Annotated in this window: 21 protein-coding genes and 1 pseudogene; all 22 read right to left on the bottom strand. The window is 30.7% G+C overall.

Features of this window, described 5'->3' with window-relative positions:
* Positions 1–75: 75 nt before the first annotated feature.
* The 22 genes and pseudogenes from DYE57_RS00390 to DYE57_RS11770 all read right to left on the bottom strand — a co-directional run bounded on the left by DYE57_RS00390 (position 76) and on the right by DYE57_RS11770 (position 20,590).
* Positions 76–831, bottom strand: a complete 756-nt coding sequence (locus DYE57_RS00390) for a saccharopine dehydrogenase NADP-binding domain-containing protein (RefSeq protein WP_115312484.1) — start codon at positions 829–831, stop codon at positions 76–78.
* Positions 831–2,565: pseudogene (locus tag DYE57_RS00385) on the bottom strand (ABC transporter ATP-binding protein). The gene DYE57_RS00390 and the pseudogene DYE57_RS00385 overlap by 1 nt, the downstream one beginning before the upstream one ends.
* Before the next feature lie 34 nt (positions 2,566–2,599).
* Positions 2,600–4,354 carry an ABC transporter ATP-binding protein gene (locus DYE57_RS00380; protein WP_115312483.1) on the bottom strand — a complete coding sequence of 585 codons (1,755 nt, stop codon included), beginning with the start codon at positions 4,352–4,354 and terminating at the stop codon, positions 2,600–2,602.
* Between the two features lie 30 nt (positions 4,355–4,384).
* Positions 4,385–5,200: an ATP-binding cassette domain-containing protein gene (locus DYE57_RS12025; RefSeq protein ID WP_232619728.1), complete on the bottom strand. Its 816-nt coding sequence runs from the start codon at positions 5,198–5,200 to the stop codon at positions 4,385–4,387.
* A gap of 39 nt (positions 5,201–5,239) precedes the next feature.
* The gene (locus tag DYE57_RS12020; RefSeq protein ID WP_232619729.1) at positions 5,240–5,839 is read right to left on the bottom strand and encodes an ABC transporter ATP-binding protein; all 600 of its coding nucleotides are present in this window, start codon (positions 5,837–5,839) and stop codon (positions 5,240–5,242) included.
* A complete protein-coding gene (locus tag DYE57_RS00370; RefSeq protein ID WP_115312482.1) occupies positions 5,832–6,563 on the bottom strand; it encodes an energy-coupling factor transporter transmembrane component T in 732 nt (243 codons plus the stop codon). The genes DYE57_RS12020 and DYE57_RS00370 overlap by 8 nt, the downstream gene beginning before the upstream one ends.
* A complete protein-coding gene (locus tag DYE57_RS12015) occupies positions 6,560–6,763 on the bottom strand; it encodes an MptD family putative ECF transporter S component (RefSeq protein ID WP_232619730.1) in 204 nt (67 codons plus the stop codon). The genes DYE57_RS00370 and DYE57_RS12015 overlap by 4 nt, the downstream gene beginning before the upstream one ends.
* Positions 6,744–7,070: an MptD family putative ECF transporter S component gene (locus tag DYE57_RS12010; RefSeq protein ID WP_232619766.1), complete on the bottom strand. Its 327-nt coding sequence runs from the start codon at positions 7,068–7,070 to the stop codon at positions 6,744–6,746. Before DYE57_RS12010 ends, DYE57_RS12015 begins: the two co-directional genes overlap by 20 nt.
* A 76-nt stretch (positions 7,071–7,146) precedes the next feature.
* On the bottom strand, positions 7,147–7,776 hold the full coding sequence (locus DYE57_RS12005; protein WP_232619731.1) for a hypothetical protein: 630 nt from the start codon (positions 7,774–7,776) through the stop codon (positions 7,147–7,149).
* A 17-nt stretch (positions 7,777–7,793) separates the two neighbouring features.
* Positions 7,794–9,365, bottom strand: a complete 1,572-nt coding sequence (locus tag DYE57_RS12000; protein WP_232619732.1) for a condensation domain-containing protein — start codon at positions 9,363–9,365, stop codon at positions 7,794–7,796.
* Positions 9,366–9,416: 51 nt separating this feature from the next.
* Positions 9,417–9,914, bottom strand: coding sequence for a TubC N-terminal docking domain-related protein (locus DYE57_RS11995; RefSeq protein ID WP_238394100.1), 498 nt, complete (start codon positions 9,912–9,914; stop codon positions 9,417–9,419).
* 5 nt (positions 9,915–9,919) lie between these two features.
* On the bottom strand, positions 9,920–10,567 hold the full coding sequence (locus DYE57_RS00355) for a hypothetical protein (protein WP_232619734.1): 648 nt from the start codon (positions 10,565–10,567) through the stop codon (positions 9,920–9,922).
* Between the two features lie 48 nt (positions 10,568–10,615).
* Positions 10,616–11,428 (bottom strand): class I SAM-dependent methyltransferase, encoded by an 813-nt coding sequence (locus DYE57_RS11990; RefSeq protein ID WP_232619735.1) that lies wholly within the window; start codon positions 11,426–11,428, stop codon positions 10,616–10,618.
* 146 nt (positions 11,429–11,574) lie between these two features.
* A complete protein-coding gene (locus tag DYE57_RS11985; protein ID WP_232619736.1) occupies positions 11,575–12,729 on the bottom strand; it encodes a Gfo/Idh/MocA family oxidoreductase in 1,155 nt (384 codons plus the stop codon).
* Between the two features lie 2 nt (positions 12,730–12,731).
* Positions 12,732–13,130 (bottom strand): acyl carrier protein, encoded by a 399-nt coding sequence (locus DYE57_RS11980; protein WP_232619737.1) that lies wholly within the window; start codon positions 13,128–13,130, stop codon positions 12,732–12,734.
* A gap of 51 nt (positions 13,131–13,181) precedes the next feature.
* The gene (locus DYE57_RS11975; protein WP_238994477.1) at positions 13,182–14,009 is read right to left on the bottom strand and encodes a condensation domain-containing protein; all 828 of its coding nucleotides are present in this window, start codon (positions 14,007–14,009) and stop codon (positions 13,182–13,184) included.
* Between the two features lie 212 nt (positions 14,010–14,221).
* On the bottom strand, positions 14,222–15,616 hold the full coding sequence (locus DYE57_RS11970) for a phosphopantetheine-binding protein (protein WP_232619739.1): 1,395 nt from the start codon (positions 15,614–15,616) through the stop codon (positions 14,222–14,224).
* Positions 15,617–15,655: 39 nt separating this feature from the next.
* On the bottom strand, positions 15,656–17,479 hold the full coding sequence (locus DYE57_RS11965; RefSeq protein WP_232619740.1) for an amino acid adenylation domain-containing protein: 1,824 nt from the start codon (positions 17,477–17,479) through the stop codon (positions 15,656–15,658).
* Positions 17,479–18,393, bottom strand: coding sequence for a condensation domain-containing protein (locus DYE57_RS11960; RefSeq protein WP_232619741.1), 915 nt, complete (start codon positions 18,391–18,393; stop codon positions 17,479–17,481). The genes DYE57_RS11965 and DYE57_RS11960 overlap by 1 nt, the downstream gene beginning before the upstream one ends.
* On the bottom strand, positions 18,374–18,637 hold the full coding sequence (locus DYE57_RS11955; protein WP_232619742.1) for a phosphopantetheine-binding protein: 264 nt from the start codon (positions 18,635–18,637) through the stop codon (positions 18,374–18,376). The genes DYE57_RS11960 and DYE57_RS11955 overlap by 20 nt, the downstream gene beginning before the upstream one ends.
* A gap of 17 nt (positions 18,638–18,654) precedes the next feature.
* Positions 18,655–20,238 (bottom strand): AMP-binding protein, encoded by a 1,584-nt coding sequence (locus tag DYE57_RS00340; RefSeq protein WP_115312481.1) that lies wholly within the window; start codon positions 20,236–20,238, stop codon positions 18,655–18,657.
* Positions 20,231–20,590, bottom strand: a complete 360-nt coding sequence (locus tag DYE57_RS11770; RefSeq protein ID WP_165417843.1) for a 4'-phosphopantetheinyl transferase family protein — start codon at positions 20,588–20,590, stop codon at positions 20,231–20,233. The genes DYE57_RS00340 and DYE57_RS11770 overlap by 8 nt, the downstream gene beginning before the upstream one ends.
* Between the last annotated feature and the right edge of the window lie 282 nt (positions 20,591–20,872).

Below are 20,872 nucleotides of genomic sequence, written 5' to 3'. Positions count from 1 at the left end.
TATTAAAGTGTAGGTGCTTTTACTATTACCATAGTTTTTAAATGCTGTTGCAAGTCTTTCGATAGCTTTATTCGTTTAATTATTTTGATATAAAAATTTTGCTTCTGCCATTTGAGAAATGATAATTTGGTCACGAAACACATTAAAAAAATAAGCTTTTGGTACCTGTAGTTGTTGCACGCAATTGATAAAATGACAACTAATAAGCGGTACGCAATAAAACGCTTTCATAAAAGGCTGTAAATTTAATGTCTTGATCATATAATCTAACTTCGTTTTTGTTCCATTTTTCAAATACTTTTGACTATATGAATAGGGAGGCTCTGACGTTTTAATGATTTCTAGTAATGCTGACTTTGATAAATTACCTGTACCTGAAAAGAACATTTCTAACTTATCAACAGTATACAATTTTTTACAATATGCGATTAACACTTCAGTCAAACCAAGGTTGACACCAACAAATTGTATAACACTCAAACGTTGTTTTTTTAAATTATCATCTAATTGTTGAACTTCTTGTTCTAAGCCACATATTCCCGAAGTATCTAAATAATGAGCATGACATTCTAAACAGCTTTTAATGATTTTTTGATCAAAATAACCGGTACAGTTAACAATAATCTCACATCCACTCATAAAATTTTTTAATTTTTCTGAGTTATCCAAGTACAACTTTTCATATTTCACATGAGCTAGATTAAGTTTCTTAAAATAATCTGTTCGTGTACCAACTTTAATTTGAATATCGTTTAACTCACTTAATGCTTCTGTTAGTGCGTACCCTATAACACCATTACCACCTAATATACCAATCTGTTTATATTGCATTAAAGTCCCCAACCTTCTGTTTGGCTTTTAATTGTTATAAAGTCTTGGTAGGTTCCAGGTGCTTGTACTAATGAGTCATGATTACCTTTTTGAATAATTTTACCATCTTTGAGTACAATAATCTGATTGGCATTTTTAATTGTTCCTATCTTATGCGCAATCGTTATTACCGTTTTACCTTTACTTAATTCATCAATCGCACTTTGTATTAAGTGTTCATTTTCTGGATCAATACTTGCAGTTGCTTCGTCTAAAATAATAATCGGTGCATCTTTTAAAATTGCTCTAGCAATCGAAATTCTTTGCTTTTCCCCTCCAGATAAATTATTACCTTTCTCGTTTACCATTGTTTGATACCCATCAGGTAGTGCCATGATGAAGGTCGTGGCAACAAGCTTGCTTTGCTGCTTGAATGATTTCTTCTTTGGTTGCATCTGGCTTACCAAATAATATATTGTTCTCGATGGTATCATTAAATAAATACACCTTTTGAAATACAGCACTCATATGTGACATCAATGCATTTAGTGTCATCTCTCTAATATCGACACCACCTATTCGAATACTACCTTCTTTGATGTCATAAAATCTTAGAAGTAAATGACATAATGTTGATTTACCACTACCTGATGGTCCAATAATCGCCGTAGATGTTTGTGAATCAACTCTAAATGTCACATCATTTATGACTTGTTTATCACCATATGAAAAACATACATGATCGAATTCGATATCATCATTTTCAATGACGATATACTTACCTTTTTCATCTAACAATGAAGCGTTGTTAATTTCTTCAATATCATTCAATGTCATATCAATCATTTCAAGTACGTGAGCGGCGTTATTCACATTTTCTACACTGTCAAAAATAACAAAAGAAAAAATGGCAATCATAATCAACGTCGGCAAATCGATACTATGATTGATATATAAGAGACAAGATGCTAGTACAATTAAAATAGAAGCGATTTTCAAACTCAGTAAATGCAACAAATTAAACGGAATATATTGTAGCTCAATTTTAGAATTCACACGCTTACTTTCATCAACAGCTTGATTAAAACTTTTGAGACTTGTGTTTTCTTTTGAAAATGATTTAATGAATTGAATTCCTCGGATTATTTCTAATACTTTCTCTACAAGCTGATTTTGAACATGGTGATAATAAGGTGCATTTTGTTGACTCTTTTTCTCTAATAATCGAATGCTAAATAATGATAAAATAACGCCTATCATCGCTAAAATGGCTACTTGCCAAGACACAACTAAAAGTGATAGTATCAACACCATAATTAATATATATCCATTAATAACGATATCTATCATCTTCATTGCGTAATTTTCTAAAAATGTCAAATCAGTTGTCACAATTGTGGCTAACTCATTCGTTTGATGATCATCAAAATAACCTAGTCTAACATTTTTTAATTTATCTCCAATATTTAATCTCTCATGTGCACTCATTTCATAGGCAATGCTTTCTTGTAATTTATTTTTTAAATATGCCGTGATAAATCTTGCTAATACTAAGATAATCATCAAACCTATGACATCCAAAATTTCATACATGACAATTTGATGATATGATAAAATGCGGTTAAATACTTGTGCTGATAAAAAGATAGGGAATGCAATAAAAATAGAATTAATCAATGACATGACAAATCCTAATATCATTCTTCTTTTATACGGTGAGGCCCATTTTAAAATCTTCATTGTAATTTGAAACATATTGATTCTCCTCTACATAAGAATTTATTAAAATTTAAGAAGATACACCCCAATCTTTTGCTACCATATGCATGTTCCACATATGTTTGTAGTTACCGTCTAATTCCATTAATGTTTGATGAGTCCCTTTTTCAAGAATTTGATGTTGACCTAACACAATAATTTGATTTGCTTGTTTAATTGTTGATAAGCGATGTGCAATAACGATGAGTGTTTTATTTTGCGTCAAGGCTTTTAAAGCAGCTTGAATTTTTTGTTCATTATCTGGATCAACGTAAGCTGTAGCTTCGTCTAATATAATAATTGGTGCGTCTTTTAATATCATTCTCGCAATAGTTACACGTTGCTTTTCCCCTCCGGATAATTTATTACCGACTGCTCCGACAAACGTATCATACCCCTCAGGTAATTTTTCAATAAAACTATGACATTGTGCTAATTTAGCTGCATGAATGACTTCCGCATCTGTAGCTTGAGGATTCCCAAGTTTGATATTGTCTTTAAAAGAAAGATTTAATAAAAAGTTTTCTTGTCCTACAAATCCTACTAACTCATTCAGTTGCTTGGGTTCAATATCTTTGATATTTACACCACCGATATCAATTTCACCTGATGTCACATCCCAAAAACGAGAAATCAATTTGGCAATAGTTGACTTTCCACTACCTGATGCACCTACAATGGCTGTGAAAGTTTGTTCAGGTATCACAAAAGATAAATGTTCAAACACTAAATCTTTACAGTCATTCGTATATGAGAATCCAACATCTTTAAAGACAATTTCATTACTTTGATACACGTTCCAATGATTAGATACTTCCAATTCCTCTAAATTTAATACATGTTGAACTTCGACAATCGCACTTTGGATAGACTTCAATTGATTTACGTAATTTGTAAAATTCTTGATAGGTGCAACTACACCCAATGACAGTACTAAACACAAGAAAAGTTCAGCATCATTAAGTTGGTTGATAGAGATCAAGTACATCCCAATAGGAAGCACACCTAAAAATGTTGAAGGAAGAATACTTGCGCCTAGATTCATGTAAATCCATGTGTTTTTAAACCAATTTAAAGTGTGAGTTTTATATACATTAACTGCGTCTTTATATTTTCTGTACGAGCTTTGTGATTGGTTAAATGTTTTAATGATTTCTATTCCTTCTATGTATTCGACAATAGCACTATTCATGTAATTATTCGAAGCCATTTGTTTAGCATACGTTTCATTAAATCCAGTCATCAATTTTTTAAAAGCAAAAAATGAGATAGGTACTGTCACTAACATGGCACAAGCCATGAGCCAATCAATCATAACAATAAATACGAATATTGAAATGGATAACAATACATTACCTATCACTTCTGGAATCATATGTGCTAATGGCAATTCAATTGTTTCAACTTTATCTACATATATATTTTTCAATTCACCAATTTTCTTAGACTCAATAACACCTAAAGGTAAGCGCATTAATTTCTGTGCTAATTGCTTTCTGATATTGGATAAAATATCATATGCAGTAACATGTGATAACATCGTTGAGCCTCCATAACCAATAACTTGAATAAGATATGCGCACAATGCTATCAAGATATAAACCAACATTTGATTCATCGTGTGATGTCCCTCAACCACCATTAAAACAATTTTGTAGACTGACCAATAAGGCACCAAGCCAGAAAATACACTGATAACGGATAACAATACTGATACAATAATCTTGAATTTACTTTTTCTACTAAATTCAATTAATGATTTAATCCAATGTTCTTCGGTGTCCATAAGCAATTTACTCCTTTCATCTCGCTTATTTTATATGTTAAAATAGGGATTTAAATGTTCTAAACCTTGATTATCTAAGGCATAATGATTTACAATTCTTCCCTCAGAAAAATGTAAAACATATGTACAGAGTTCTAATATTAATGATTTATCATGTGTAATAATGAATATTTTTTTGCCTTTAGCATGTAAATCACTGATGAGCTTTGCTATTTCTTGCATGTGATATAAATCTAATCCTGAAGTAGGTTCATCAAAAACAATCATTTCTTTACCACTTAACAACGCAGTAGCAATAGCCATCCTTTGCTTTTCTACTCCAGAAAGAGCTAATGGATGTTCAAATTTTTTATCTAATAAATGTATATGATTTAACAAAGCATCACTCTGTGTTTCTGAAACTTGAATATTTTGTAATCTCAACTCTTGATCTAAGCATTCTGTAAAAAGTTGAGTATTTACATCTTGGAAGACCATATAACTCTGCCTTAACAACTGCTTGCGATGATATTTTTCGTTATCACACAACACCTGACCTTTGAAGCGTTTTAGCAGTCCGCTTAAACATTGGGCAAAAGTCGATTTGCCACTTCCATTATTTCCAATGATTGCCACCACTTCATTAGTAGGTATCTTGATTGATTCTATATCTAATTGTTCGTGTTTACTCATTTTGTTATAGGTAAATATAAAATGATTTAGTTCCATAACATCCTTTTTCAAAGTTACATGATGCTTTAATGTTTCGCTTTGACCATATCTAATTCCCATACGTTCGTATGTCTGACTGCTAAGTAATATAAAGTCTTTGACATCATAATCCGAATGAATTTTACCATTCGCCATATAGTAAACATGATTAGCAATATCGATGATCTAATCTAATCAATGTTCGATAAGAACAATCGTTTTCCCTTTTTGCTTTAAATAGCTAATCATTTCTCTCAATTTTTTGATACTATACATATCTAAATTAGATGAAGGTTCGTCTGACACAACAATATCTGGATTTGTAATTAGCACCGTTGCACACGCAATGATTTGTTTCTCTCCACCAGATAACTCAAAAATATTACGATTTAACAAATGTTCAATCTCAAATTCTGTCATTATCGTTTTAATTTTATCGACAATGATTGTACTGTCTATGCCTTGATTTTCTAAATTGAATGCCAACTCACTTGTCGTGTCGACGTTATAAAATTGTGTTTTAGGATTTTGAAACACGCTACCAACGATTTGGGATAATTGAAACATATTAATATCTGAAATATTGCGACCATCTAGGTAAACTTGTCCTGAAATATTACCATTTTGTACTTTAAGTATTAATCCATTGATTAATTTACTAATTGTTGACTTGCCACTCCCAGATTTACCACAAAATACTGCTAGTTCTCCTGGATGAATATGAAATGTTATATCTTTAATCGCTGGCTGTTCTGATGAAACATAGTTGAATGTTACATTTTGAAATTTAATCATTAAACAACTTCTCCTTGAAATAAACCATCCACAATACCAGCAACACTAAACATAACAGCTTATTGAGTAGTTTAAATTTGACAGTACAAACATTTGTTCTTGCATGGGGAGAATCTATTCCTCTTGTCATCGCTATAAAAGATAAATCATTGCCAATCTTAACTACTGAAATAATAAGTGGTATTAAACGATATTCAATAACTTTTAAGAAATGATGAGTAAATGTTATTCCTCGCATTTTCATAGCATCATTAATATGTTTGTGTTCTTCTCCAATAGTTGGAAAGAATCTAAAAATGACTGTTATTGGAATAATTATGCTACGTGGAAATTTCATTTTCTCCATTACAGCTATAAATTCATTTACTTTCGTAGAACACAAGGTATAGTATCCAACAATGAATCCTGGCAACATATTCATAAATATTCCAATCAAACCTAGAAGGATGAATTTCAGCATACCGTGAGATTGTGGTATTACCCATTCTTGTATTAAAAATAATGCAATAAAAATTCCTACACATTTTAAAAACTGACTTTTTCTATTAATACTCAACAAAAGAATAAGTGAAAATAACGTTAACAAGAGTCTTATAATATTCTGTGAACTACCATTTGATATTAGAATTGTACTGATTGTGATAGTTAGTAAAATCTTTGTTCTAGGATCTAATTTTGCAAGTATATTTCTACGATCAACTAATCCATTGATAGTGGGCTTCACACAAGTCCCGCCTTTTTAAAGTGTTTATTAAACATTTTCTTACCTAAATAAGCACCTATAAGACCACCTATAATAGTTAAAATAAACATTACTGGTAACATCCAAAGTGGTGTAATGGATCTCAAAACATTGACATAGTCTTGTCCATACGACTTTCTAATTTCTTTAAAGCATTGATCTCTAGCAATATACATACGCATTGCAAATCCCATCATCCATAGTGAGAAGCATGCATACCCCCCATGAGATATGTTTCCATTTTTTATAATGACCTGCTTTCATCATAAAATCTGCGAGCAAACCAAAAATAAAGCCAGCTGGAATCATAATCAGACCACTCCCCATTACTGTAAAAGCAAGTCCTAGGATTGTCCCTGTTAATGTCACCATGCCAAATTTATCTATTTTCATAACATATAAGATAAAAGGAATGCCACAAATAATTGGACAAATGAGACCTAGAATTAAAAATGGAATATATCCAATCATAAATGTTACAAAAAATATAACTAAATAAATGGCTGTGAAAATACCTACTGTAATTAAATTTCTAATTGTTTATTTTTGCATATATAAATCTCCTTTATTTTCTTAGTAAACGTGCAACATATGTTGCATTTTCAACATCTTCTACACAATCATAGTGATTTCCAGGTATATATCTTTCTTCAAAATTACCGATACAACATTGTTTCCAAAAATCATGACTATCTTGAATTGGAAGTAAATCAAATCCTGCTTGGTTTTCTGCTTTGAGATATGTTACATCTCCAATATAAGTCGTCGGTACCATGTGTGCGCCTTCCCAACTAGCCATTTGTGTTTTATAGGTAGATATTAAAAATTCTTTGTTCATTTCATCCTGTTGTCCTTGTTGAGTTCCGATGACTTTAGCATATTTTTCAAATCGTTCCTCAAACGTCAATGTTTTGAAAAAGTATTCTAATTCCATTCTCATAGAATCATTACATCCATACTGTTTACTAATAAACTTGAGTAAGTCATAATCTGCATGTGTACTTTTATCAATGTACATTGCTTTAATACTTTGATTTAACTTACTGTAATCAATATTGGGTAGTACATCTTTAATTGTTATAAAATAATTTTGTATAAAAGACATTTCAGAAACCATATAGTCTATTTTCGATATAGGTGATGGAGACGTATCAATTAATGTAACATGCTCAACATTAATGTCATCACTGAGCATAAGTATGCTCGCTACTTCTAACGCAATAAGTCCACCAGAGAGCAGTATCCCACTAAATGCACATCTTCGTATCCTGAATCTACAATCAATTCAGCATATGATTCACTGATTATTTTAACTAACTGACTTCTTTCTATGCGACAGTACTGTTGTTGGTTCAAAATTGTAACGCCTGCGATAGCATCATGGTCAGTGTGTTTGAGTTCTTCAAGCACGTATCTTAGGCAATTCATTGTCCCTAGACCTGCATGAAAAAATACTTTAAGCACTTGTCCTTCTTCTTTAAATAATGTTAACTCCCCAACGGAACGGTCTTTTTCGAGGTCATGTGCATGTTCTGATAATAAGGTATTATTAAGCTCTTCTAAAATTCTACTTATTGTAGGTTCCGCTAATAAAACTCTTAACAAATTATCAAAATTCAAATGAGTTAGCTGATGTTCTTTACAAATATTGATAATGGTTGTCGAAAGCCTTGCTAATATTAACGAATCTGCACCATGTCTATAGAAATTATCATCATCATTTAATATATCTACTTGCATCATTTTCTTACATTGTTCAACAATATTTTGCACCAATGTCTCTGGCAAAATATTGTAGTCAATCTTCACTTTCTTAAGATGCAACTCATCCGAATTGTTGTTACTATTCTGAATTATTTCATTAAATTGTTGTGAGCTACGTTCAACAAAATACCAAGGCTTCAATGTTTGCATGAATTTATTATTTTCAGCAATATCTAATAAACATTGTTGATAATCATTTGTAAAAGCATCTATAAATGCTTCGTTAAACACACCTATCCTTGTATCAATATTGACATGTAATTCACCATTTAATTCCATGATTTGACAATCCATAAACACTTGTGGAGACTGACTGATACCTGTATGTCCAAGTTTCATATAGTCATAATTCATACCAGTCATTCCTAATGAACTTGTAAAGACAATTGGGAAGATACAATTAGGATTAGATTTCCTTAATTCTCTTATTACTTGTACACCTAAAAAGTCACTATGTTGAAGATCTCTAAACAAATCATCTTGTAACGTTTTAGCATTATTTAAAAATGATGCGTCCTCATCTATATTTACCGACAATAAATTAGTTGATGTGAAATCTCCAATAACATAGTCTATGTTTTCATTTTTAGCCTTTCTATTCATGGTAGTTAAGTTCACTACAAATTTTCTCTGTTGCGCCCATTTATTTATGACACATGCAAAAGCTGTCAAAGCTATCGTGTTATAAGTTAAACCATGAATGTGTGAAACTTCTTTGATACTGTCCCAAGTTGCCTTCTGAAGTGAAAATGTTTTTCTTGAAAATTCATTTTTAACTTCTTTCATTTTTATTGGTAATTGAGGGTAATTGCCCAGACTCTCCATTTTATTCATCCAATAGGATTGATCGTACAAATATTTAGACCTTGCTTTTTTCAATTCATTGTTTTTATAAATCTCTTTTAGACTTTGACTTTGCTGTAATTCGACGTTGCTATCATCGTTAAAATACTCTATTTCAAATTCTTTCAATAAAATCCAGATGCTTGTCCAATCAAGGATTAAAAAGTCAAAAGACAAATGTAAGAGCGATTGATCATTTAATTGGCTTACTTCTATATCAAATAATGGTCATATAGATGGATTATAAGATTTATTCATTAATTTATAGCGTGTGTCATTGCACTGATGTTCACCCTCATTAAATAACACTTGGTAATTTCTATTTTCATCTAATATGTGTTGAGTTTCCCATGAATCAATGACTGTTCTTAGTGCTTCGTGCTTTGCTATTAATTTGTTCCACACCTGATTAACTTTATATTCTTCTAATTGCGGAAAATAAACTTCAAAATACACATGACTAGAGACTTCTCCAAAATCACTTTTCTTACCTATCATATATGCACTTTGAATATCTTTTAGTGGAAACTGAGTGGCATTATTAAATAATTCATACTTACTATTTGATTTTAGAAGCATCATAATATTTCTCTTGTTCTCTTTTAGGAACATTAAATCTTCGCTTAGTAACTGGTTGTTTATACTTTTATAATGCAACTGATTATCTTCAATCCATACATTTACACCACTACGATATAGAGCAATTAATTTATCTTCTATTTTCAAGCTATTCACTTCTTTTCTATAGTCATTTGGTTAGTTAACTGATAAAGCTCTCCGTTTTTATTTTTTAAAATGACTTGGTCAACTTTCGAAACACTTCCTACAACGAGTTGTATGCATGAATCATTTGATAATATTTTCTTTAACTTAGTATATTCTGGCCCTTTACATATAAAGTTCACTTTTTCTACTTTCACTAAGTTGTTCTTATGTAAAATACACTTAGGTCTTTGAACTACACTATAATCTGATACTACAAATGGTAAAGATACCGGTAGTATTGGTAGGTAACTAAAATAAATTTTCTCATCATTTAAATTCTTTCTACTCCAAGTAATGACTTTACTTGAATGAATACCGAAATTACGTAGTATCTCTTGATTTTGAGTAAATCTATTGATGGATTTTAAATGTTCAATAATAGGTTCGATTGCAAAGTCTACAAAACCTTCTTTTTTACCACACCATTTTTTCCATCGTTCTTTCATTGCTTTGCCATATAACCATCTAAATATATAAGCAAAAGGTATTAAAACATTATTCATCTCTATAAGTTCGATATAAGGACCTGTTTCAAACCAAATAAATGCATTTTTGGAGTTGGCACTGGCTTTTTCTACGTTAAAACCAAGTTTATTTAATTGTATTGATAGCATTCGTTAGACTTTTAACTTTGTAATGCAAGTGACCAATTTTATACACACTTACCTCTTTTCTAATATAAAAAGCGCTTGTTTAAATTGAGCTAATTCATCAATTTGAAAAGGGTCTTTACGCAACAACTTAAAGCCAGTTTCTTCAAAAATGTTGTACCAATCTTCTAAATTCAAAAAGGTCATACTTTTAAGTTTTCTCACATCTTTAGGTTCTTTCATCATAAAAGCCTGAGTCATAAGAATGACTGAAGATTCACCGTATGCTTCACCAATCAATAATTTTCCTTTTTCAGTTAATTTTTGATGCAATTGGTTAAGTAAACATTTAATATCTTGGGAATTATTCATCACACCCACTGCGATAATAACATCAAATTTTTTATTACTTATAAGCGATTTCTCATATGTATGATCTATGTCCACAATACTGTACTTCATAAAAGGGTATTGCTGAAATCTTTCTTTTGCCGATACAATGAAATAATGTGAAATATCCGTAAAAATATATTCTCCCTTATATGATTTTCCTAACCTATCTACTATCTTTAAAGTAGTAGCACCTGTACCGGCTCCTAACTCTAAAATTGATAATGATTCATTTTCGGTAAGATGATTGATGTATTTTTCAATTTGCTCATTGATAAATCGTGCAATAGCAGTATTTTGATACAAATCATCTGCTATTGTATTATTCCCATGCTCAAATAATAATAAATTAGCCGAAGTTTTTCCTGTTAATATCCCAGCTATATGCTCAAAATGTGATTTAAAATATTTAATTACAGATGTTGGCATTACCTTTGGATTCCAATTTAATTCAAGTGTTTGCCATACTTTAAGGATTGCAGACTCTGATATCAACTGCGTTTCAAATAGATAATTTCCTGCATTTGTCTTAATAATGTAATTCTTATTAACTAAATAACTAAGCCATCGTTTAATAATATTGTGGTACTTTTTTTAACGTTTAAATGCTCAATGACTTCTTCGTACTTATACACTTGATGTTATCTATCTAGATGGCGACACAATACATAAAGCATTGATTGTGCACAGACATTTTCCAACCTCGTCATACAATCAATCGTATTTTCATTTTTCGAGTGATGTTGTACTAAATGTTTCACATCGAATACCTTATAACAATCAATAGCAACCAGTAATGGATATCCGAATGATTGCATTATTTTCTTCCATATCAGTGCAGTGTTAATCTGACTTTGCGCTATTGTATTGAAATGATGCAAATCAGACTGATTAATTTCCAAATATATATTTATTTCCTCGGCAATAATACGTGGCCACAATTCCGTAAAGATAGATTGTTGTGTGAATTCAGGCTCATCGTATGTAGAGAGTATATATTGATATGTCATACCAGTCGGTGGTTTGTCATAAAGACTTGATGGAATGTTATATCGATCTGGAAAATAAATAAACGGCCTCCAATAAGCAAACCCATGAGGGTCTACTAGATTTAACTCTCCACCTTCAAAGCCTATTTTTATACTAAAAAGTATCTTCATAAATCGCTCTTTTTCTTGTTCAACAACTATATTATGGGCATTTAAATTGAGTTGAATACCTTTGATTATTGCTGTAGCAAACTGATAAGGTCCTGCATTTTGTTCTAACATAGTAAAATGAGCATTTACAGATTCCGGAAGTAGCTTGGATAATATTTGTGCTACTGGAAATGACAATTGTGTAGCAAAGTCTATATTGATATATTTTACTTTTTGTTCTTTTTTTATCATTCTATAGTTTTCAATTAAATTTTTAACACTTGGTAGATGACTATAAAGGTTACATATAGCAAAGTACCTTTGCTCTTTATTATCTAGTGAAAATAAAAATGCATATTCTTTTTCAGAGATTGGTTGTTCAAAGATGACATCGATGCCTTTTTCCAACATTCGTTCAGCTATTAGATTTCCTTGGCCACCTTGAACTTCTGATTTAATAGCAACACAAGCAAAGTCTATATTCTCTGGTAACTCCTCTACCGATTTATATAAGTTAACGTTATAGTAATTTGCACATGCTATTGATCTTTCACTTCCATTAGCTAATATCCCAATAATATTAACATTGGGTATACACTTTAATGCTTCTAAATAAAACTGACCAAATCTACTTCCACAAACAATACAATTTTTCATCTTCACACAACTCCTTCGCTACCGTTTGTGATTTTAATTTCTTCAATTTTACTTACAAGTTCACTCAAGGTAGGGTTAGTGAAAATATATGCAAGTTCAATTTCAACTCCAAACCTTTCTCTGATTTGATTGCTTAATGTTATAGCTTTAAATGAGTCTCCACCTGCTTCAAAAAATTTACTAGAATGACTTGGTACAGTTCCACTGAAAATATCAGCAAATATGCTATTTATCTCATGAATAGTTACTTCATATTTATTAATTTCTTCCGCTTCATCAATACTTTTAACTGCTTCAAAATACAAATCTCTTTTATTATCATTTATATCTATTTCTTTGTATAAATATGATTGATCTATGGAAGTATGACATAATATTTCTACAAAGAACTCAAACATCATATCTAAATTGTGTGTTCCAAGTTGACTATCAACACTATCCCAATAAATATCTCATCCATTATCTCGTTCTATGACTTGATTATCTAACCAGACTTGCGGGGTTTGACTAATATTGTAAGTAATCTCACCAAATTGTTTACGACTGTTTAAAGCATGTATTCCTAATCCGCTAGTAAAGACAAAAGGCATTAAAACGTAGTCATCAAATTCACAATAATGTCTTAAGTCCCTTTGGAATTCTACACCTGAATATTTATTGTGCTCTAAATTTTTTACAAGCTGAGTTTGGATACGTTTTAAGCGTTCACTCAATTTCTGTTCTCCACCATGATCCACTTCTAATAATGTTAATGTTGTAAAATCTCCTATTACTTTATTAATATCTGGACTTACAGGTATTCTATTAAACTGTGTTATATTTAATGAAAAGTTATCATTAGTGCTGACTTGCCTAATAGCTTCAGCGTATACACCTATGAGTAACGTGGTAGGCGTAATGTTAAGAGATTGTGCTCTATCTTTCAGTTGATTCCACATATGTTCATCTATATGATGAGACCTTCTTGTAAAAATATTTGAATGTTGCGACGTCGATTGAGCCATCGGTATATTAGGTGCCTTTAAGAACCTTGAGATTCTTCCAAACCAATAAGCTTGATCCTCTTCATAGCATTTGAGTTTTTTAATTTTGTTTAAATATAAAACATAGTCTCTAAAGCTTAAATGAGTGAGTTGATTGTCAATTTTATAATCAAAGTAAATTTGACTCCACTGTTCGAGTAAAGTAAACATACTCCAACCGTCAAATATCAAGTTGTCAAAACTTACATGAATTCTCATCAATTTATTATGCAATAAAGAAACATTGATATTAAACATCGGCCATTGATAGATATCAAGAACTTGATGTGAAAGTCTGTCTCTTAGCTTCAATAGATTCGTTTTGCATTCATGAATCAATTTATTCCAAGCACTTTCCAATTTTTTAGTGTTTAAGTCATAAGCATCTATCTCAAAGTAGCAATGCGTAGAAACATTATTCTCGTTTAATTCTTTTTTTCTACCGATAAAATATGAATATTGAACATCGGTTAAGTTAAAAGGAATATTTTGATTTGCACATCTTGTTTAAATTCAGTAATGTCACTAGACATAGACAATTGGCTTTCTGCTGTACCTTTCTTTGCTTGCGATTTTATCGTTATATTTTCCATCGCATCTTTGATTGTAAAATTTATATTGAATGTATTCTCAATCTTCGTAGCAATATATGTTGCTAATAAGGAATCGCCACCTTTTTTATAGAAATTTGTATTAATATCAGTGATTTTTTCATTAAATTCTGATTCCCAAATTTTTAATATCATTTCTTCAGTGTTATTTAAATAATGATTTTCGTATGATTTAGATTTTAAATGTACTGGTTCTATTAATTCTCTCAATTGATTATTATCAATTTTTCCATTTTGATTTAACGGAAATTGATGCAACATTATAAAATGAGATGGAATCATGTAATCGGGTAATAATTGTACTAATTTTTGTTGTATTATAGTCTTATTTGTTGAAGTACGTGATATGTGAAATATATTTGAGTAAACCATTTGAATCCCTAGTTGCTGAATGTTATTGCATTCAAATTCATGTGCTATAAATAAATCTATCCACTGATTCAATGTTTTTTTATGTTGATTATCACCAATATATGCATTAAGGATGTCTACCGTAAGTTCCTCAATAAATAAACTTATGTTAGGCTCTACAATTATGAATTGTCCACCTTCCTTAAGCTTAGGTTTTAATTGTGCTATCGTTTGATTTACATCATAGCTTCTATGTAATGCATTAATTAAGATAATGACATCATACTGCATAGACTTTATTTGATTATACGTCGTTTTGAAATGGAAACCTTTATCCTTATCTTTATATATAGCTTTAGAAATATATGATGTATCAAGGTAGTCATAATGGCTCGCACGGTTTGCCACACTCTGGTATATAGCTTCACTTACTTCTAGATTTCTAGTTTCAAACTCTAAAATATTCAAGTTATCTTTTTTAAAATTTCTTAACTTTTCGGTTATAGATTGTATTATTTTATTATGCCAAGGCATTAATGTAGCTAAGTACGTAGGAGATAAATGATTATCTCTACTATAAAATAATTCTATTGGATTTAGCTCATCGGCAATTAATTTAGGGATAAATGACTCCAAGTTTTCGATATAACTCATTAGCGGATCAGCTTTATCTAATTTGGTAGATAGATTATAATCGAAGAATATACATTTAAACATGTTATCTTTTTGAATCACATATTTTTCTTTGACTAATCTATCTAGCCATTTTGTCACAACCGTTTCATATTTCTTATTGACCTTTAAGCGATTTAATATATCTTTAAGTGATGTGAAATATCCTTCACTAAGGGCATTTGCTTTCTTGAAAATTTTCAACAACACTTCATATAACGTTTTATCCATCTTCGATAAGTATGATGTAGTATTGTCAGAAAGTTCTATCTATTGTTTGTTCACTTTGTTCTTCTTCGGAATAATAAATGCAGATAATCTTCCATTAACTTCGATTACTTTAACTTTATCAACACCATCAACCTCTGTTATTGTAGCTTCAATTTCTCCAGTTTCAATTCTATGACCTTTGATTTTAACTTGTTGATCTTTTCTTCCTAAAAATTCAATCGTACCATCATTCCAAATTCGACCATTATCTCCAGTTTTATACCATCGGATACAATTTTGATCTATATAAAATTTGTCGTTAGTTAATGTTGTATCACCGATATATCCTTTAGCTACCCCGTAACCTCCAATATGTAGTTCACCAATCACATTTTCAGGGCATGTGCGTCCAAATTTATCTACGATTTTATACAATTGTCCTTTTAAAGCAATACCATAAGGTATAGAAATCCAATCATCAGGTAAATCACGAGGAACTTCTATAAAATTAGACCAAATGGATGCTTCTGTAGCGCCACCCATTGCGATAACTATACTTTGTCTACGAGAAATACTATAAAAACGTTTAGGCAATTGAAGGTCTATCCAATCTCCTGATAAAAATACTTTTTCTAATGGAAGCATTTCTTGTTTTCCTTCCGCATACGTTACCAACATATCAAAAAGGATAGGAACTGAATCCCAAAGTGTAACTTGATACTGTTTAATAATATTTAACCATTGATGTGGATCTTTATAATTGTTATTACTTGTTAAAACGACTGTCCCTCCACTACTTAGAATTCCGAACATATCGTATACAGACAAATCAAACTCTATGGACGATACCATCATCAAGCAATCTCCTGAAGTAATTCCGTACTTTTCATTAATATCTAATATCGTATTCATCGCATTATTATGTGATATTTCTACGCCTTTAGGTATTCCTGTTGAACCGGATGTCATAATTACATATGCTGAATCGTCAGCAGATATATCAACGATTTCATTTAATGTCTCTTTAATTATAGTGTCTATATCAATGATTGTTTGATAATTTTGATCAAAATTATATTTATTTACGTACTGATGATAAGTGATTAATACATCAATACCGACTTGATTATATATTTTTCTCTTTCTTGCATTAGGTTGGTCGATACCAATTGGCACATAGACTGCTCCAGCAAGTAAAATACCTAGTATTGATACCACTTGATGTAAACCTCTTGGTAAAATAATACCTATGTAATCTCCCTTTTTCACACCGTTATCTTTTAATGTTTGGGCCAACGCCATTGATTTTTGGAATAGTTCCTTATAACTGACTTCATTATTTGAACCGCTATCAATCAAGGCTACTTTTTCTGGGTGATTTTTAACATTTTTTAAAAACCCATCATATAATTTTTTATTTGGCAGTGTTGATTGAATTTCAAATTGCCCTTCAGGTTGAAGAAATACATTACTAATGTTGTCCCAACTCGCACTTTCTCGAAGCGATTCTAGTAAGAAACAATAGTCATCTAACATTTTTGTTATGATATCATCATTAAATAATGCATCAACTTTATCCCAACATATTAATAATTCATCTTGTTTAATATAAGATTGAAAATCTAACCATACACCTGGCGTCTGAGATATCATATATGTCATATTTCCTAATGTGTTTATTGTTTCATCATCTTCTAGCTCATAATCAATATTACAAGCAAATACTACTGGCGCTACATTCAATTGAGTGCCATGCTGTTTTGAAATATCTCTTTGTACGTTAACACCACTGTAATCAGAATGAGCAACATTTTGTATAAAAGTTTGTTTAACTCTTTCTAACGTCTCAACAAACTTTTCGTTTGGTTTAGGTATATGTTCCACTAATAATAAGTTAGTAAAATCTGCGATAATATTATTACTTGCTTATTAATGTGCTTTCTATTAAACAATGGAACATTTACATAAAAGTTCTCTTGATTACTCCATTTTTCTAAAATTATCATGTAACAAGTCAATAATACAATAGAAGGTGTAGTATGATGCGCCTCTGCTTGTACTTTAATATCCTCCCATCTTTCTTTATTCAATTTTCTTGTATGTCGTTTCACCTTTATCCTATGCACATCTCTAGGATTTTTCAAGATAGGCAGTTGAATAGGTTTGATATTCAAATTTTTTATTTTATTGTTCCAAAACGCTTTACTTTCTCTAATACTACGGTTATCTATTTCTAAATTTTCTATGTATTCTTCGAATGTGATATCCTCAACATTATCTGGATCTTTACCATTATATAGTCTGGAAATTTCTTTAATGATTATGCTTATACTTAAAATGTCTGCCACAAGCAAATCAATATCAAATGTGAGTCGCATTTTATTATCTGGTAATAAGAAGACAGTTAATCCAGCAACATCACCTTCAAATACATTCCTTTTTTTATGCGATATGGTGTCTCTATACTTTTTCAATTCTAATTGAATTTTTTCTGAATTAAACTTTTCCAAATTAATTACTTCTATATCTTTAGCAGTTGGTTCTTGCAAAAAGTATTGCTGCCCTTCTTTTGTAAGTATAGCTCTAAGCATAGGGTTCCTCATCTGAACTTTATACCAAGCTTGGTTCAGCTTATCTACATCCAATTGATGACCTGTAAACTCAAAATAAGCATGACAACCTACACCACCTAGTTCTTGATCGTCTTCACGCCCAATTAAATATACGCTTTGAACATCTGTAAGTTGGAATGGTTCATTGTTAATAACCGTTTTATCTCTATGCTTTACTTTTTTCATGCCGAACAGTCGCTGATTCTATCAACTTTATCCAGCAACTCAATGTAGGTTTCTCAATCAATTGGGAAAATTTAATCACTAAACCTTCTCTTCTAAACATACTTGCCAATTCCATGATTTCAATAGATTGAACACCTAAACCCACAAGATTTTGATTATAATCTATATTTGAGTCATTTGCTTTTTCATAAATCCAGTCCATCATTTGAGCTTTCATTTTATCTTTTAGTGTATCTTGTCCCATTTTATAACCTTCTTTTCTTACTTAATGAGCGCTTTCAATTTTTTTACATCAATTTTGCCTAACGATGTTAACGGCCAATCATTTACCTTTTTCAGACAGTCAGGTAATTTGAAATCAGCTATGCCTTGTTGTTTTAAATACTTTCTTAATTCATGAATGCTTACATTCGCATTTTTATCCACACAAACACAGATCTTTTCTCCTACCCTATCATCTTTAAGACCAATAACTTTTACATCTTTAATTTGCTTATGTGTAAGCAGTATTGTTTCTAACTCATTCGGTAAAATTTTCTCACCTGACTTATTAATCATTTCTTTAATGCGACCAACAACTCTATAGCAACCATTATGCTGTTTACATACTTTGTCACCGGTCTTAAAGTACAAATCTTTATCAACACAATACATATGTGGTGCATTGAAATAGTTATAAATTGTATATGGACCTCTTACTAATAGTTCACCACAATTTCCTTCATCCACTTCTTCATCTTGCTCATCTACAATTTTTATCTCATCATACTCTGAGATAGGTGTGCCCTGCGTTTCATAAATAATGTCTTTATAATCAGTAGGAGATGTCATACTAATTAGTCCTTCTGCTATGCCGTACACTTGTTGTAATACACAATCTAATTGTTCTTCAATTTGCGTGCTAGTATAAGTATCTAAAGGTGCTCCTCCAACCTGAACTAATTTAAGAGAACTGATATCATATACAGAATACTGTTTATGAAAATCGATACACAACTTTGCTATAGATGGTACTAGTGCTGTATGCGTAACCTTTTGCTCTTCAATTAACGGCAATATTTCATCTGGGCTTGTTATATTACATATGACGACAGTACCACCAACAGAAAATGTACCAATTATACCAGGACAACCTAATGGAAAATTATGCGCCATAGGTAATGCCACTAAATAAATAGCATCCTCACCTAATAAGCTTCTTTTCGCAGACTGTTCAGCAGCATAGATGTAATCACAATGTCTTCGTGGTATCAATTTAGGTATACCAGTAGTTCCTCCTGATAATAAAAGGAGTGCTGTTTCTTTGTAACGTTCGTGTTGTTCTGCATTTAATTGAAAAACATAATCATTACGATTTTTTGAATAAAAACTTTTATAATGCTTGGTAGAATCCAAAATATATTTATCTAACTTACAATTGATTTCTATCTCTATTTCTTCAATGAATGGTTCATATAAAAAGCCTAAATAATATTTTTTAGCAATATAAGCAACTGCGTCGGATTTTTGAATAATACCTTTAATTTCATTTTTTCGATGTGTTGCTAAAGCTAATATAGGTATCGCTCCAATTTTAAATAGTGCAAATATAATAATTATAAATTCTATGCAATTAGGTAGTTGTACTAAAACTTTGTCTCCTTTTTTTAATCCATTTACTTGCATTTCACATGCATAATTTTCAATTTCCACTATCAAATCCTCATACGTTATTTCAATATCTTCATCAATGATAGCTATATTTTTAGCATATCGTTGTGCTTTTTCTACTATAAATTCATCTAATGTTTGATGTTTCCATACGTACTGATCATAATAATCTTCTAGTTGTTGTCTTTTATTCATTTTTAACCTCCATACTAGTGACACCCATTACATGCGTGTTATTAATATGTTCAATTCGAATAACATGCGTCTTATGACTGTTTTTATTAATAATTTGAAAGTGATTTGAATCGATAATATCAATTTCTGTATTTATTAATCCGTTGATTAATCCACATCCCATACATTTTAAGTACGCTTCTTTAGCAACCCAACATTCAAAAAAACGTGTAGACTGCTGTTTGATATAATTTTTTTCAAAAATAGTAAAATATTTATTTATAATATCTAGAAAATCAATATCTCTATCTTTGTATTCTACATCTATTCCAATAGACGCATTTTGTGAAAATGCTACTACATTACATCCCATTGTATGAGATATATTAAACTGAATATTGTATTCATTATCTATATATGGCTTTTGATATTGACTATATATGTATTTTAAATTGATTACCTCACAGTTATTTATTGAGCAATAAAACAAATTTACAATGGAATGAGAAATCAAAAAATTTTTCCTATCGTTTGGTAATAAGATATTCTCTAGCCTTTTAATCTGATCATTTGTTAAGTAATTGTAATTTAATTCTTTATTATCAAACTTTTGGGACATAACAATAATGATAGAGACATACCCTTTCGTTAAATC

This window comes from Staphylococcus saccharolyticus (assembly GCF_900458815.1).
GTDB classification, from domain to species: domain Bacteria; phylum Bacillota; class Bacilli; order Staphylococcales; family Staphylococcaceae; genus Staphylococcus; species Staphylococcus saccharolyticus.
This window is presented reverse-complemented; position numbering and strand designations above follow the sequence as displayed.

Bases quoted from the DNA above. Each gene is read 5' to 3' on its own strand.
- DYE57_RS00390 (WP_115312484.1), bottom strand. From the start codon at position 831: ATGCAATATAAACAGATTGGTATATTAGGTGGTAATGGTGTTATAGGG.
- DYE57_RS00380 (WP_115312483.1), bottom strand. From the start codon at position 4,354: ATGGACACCGAAGAACATTGGATTAAATCATTAATTGAATTTAGTAGA.
- DYE57_RS12025 (WP_232619728.1), bottom strand. From the start codon at position 5,200: ATGGCGAATGGTAAAATTCATTCGGATTATGATGTCAAAGACTTTATA.
- DYE57_RS12020 (WP_232619729.1), bottom strand. From the start codon at position 5,839: ATGATTAAATTTCAAAATGTAACATTCAACTATGTTTCATCAGAACAG.
- DYE57_RS12015 (WP_232619730.1), bottom strand. From the start codon at position 6,763: ATGCGTATGTATATTGCTAGAGATCAATGCTTTAAAGAAATTAGAAAG.
- DYE57_RS12005 (WP_232619731.1), bottom strand. From the start codon at position 7,776: ATGCTCAGTGATGACATTAATGTTGAGCATGTTACATTAATTGATACG.
- DYE57_RS00355 (WP_232619734.1), bottom strand. From the start codon at position 10,567: ATGCTATCAATACAATTAAATAAACTTGGTTTTAACGTAGAAAAAGCC.
- DYE57_RS11985 (WP_232619736.1), bottom strand. From the start codon at position 12,729: ATGAAAAATTGTATTGTTTGTGGAAGTAGATTTGGTCAGTTTTATTTA.
- DYE57_RS11980 (WP_232619737.1), bottom strand. From the start codon at position 13,130: ATGATGTTTGAGTTCTTTGTAGAAATATTATGTCATACTTCCATAGAT.
- DYE57_RS11975 (WP_238994477.1), bottom strand. From the start codon at position 14,009: ATGTTTAATATCAATGTTTCTTTATTGCATAATAAATTGATGAGAATT.
- DYE57_RS11970 (WP_232619739.1), bottom strand. From the start codon at position 15,616: ATGGATAAAACGTTATATGAAGTGTTGTTGAAAATTTTCAAGAAAGCA.
- DYE57_RS11960 (WP_232619741.1), bottom strand. From the start codon at position 18,393: ATGAAAAAAGTAAAGCATAGAGATAAAACGGTTATTAACAATGAACCA.
- DYE57_RS11955 (WP_232619742.1), bottom strand. From the start codon at position 18,637: ATGGGACAAGATACACTAAAAGATAAAATGAAAGCTCAAATGATGGAC.
- DYE57_RS00340 (WP_115312481.1), bottom strand. From the start codon at position 20,238: ATGAATAAAAGACAACAACTAGAAGATTATTATGATCAGTACGTATGG.
- DYE57_RS11770 (WP_165417843.1), bottom strand. From the start codon at position 20,590: ATGGGATGTAATGTAGTAGCATTTTCACAAAATGCGTCTATTGGAATA.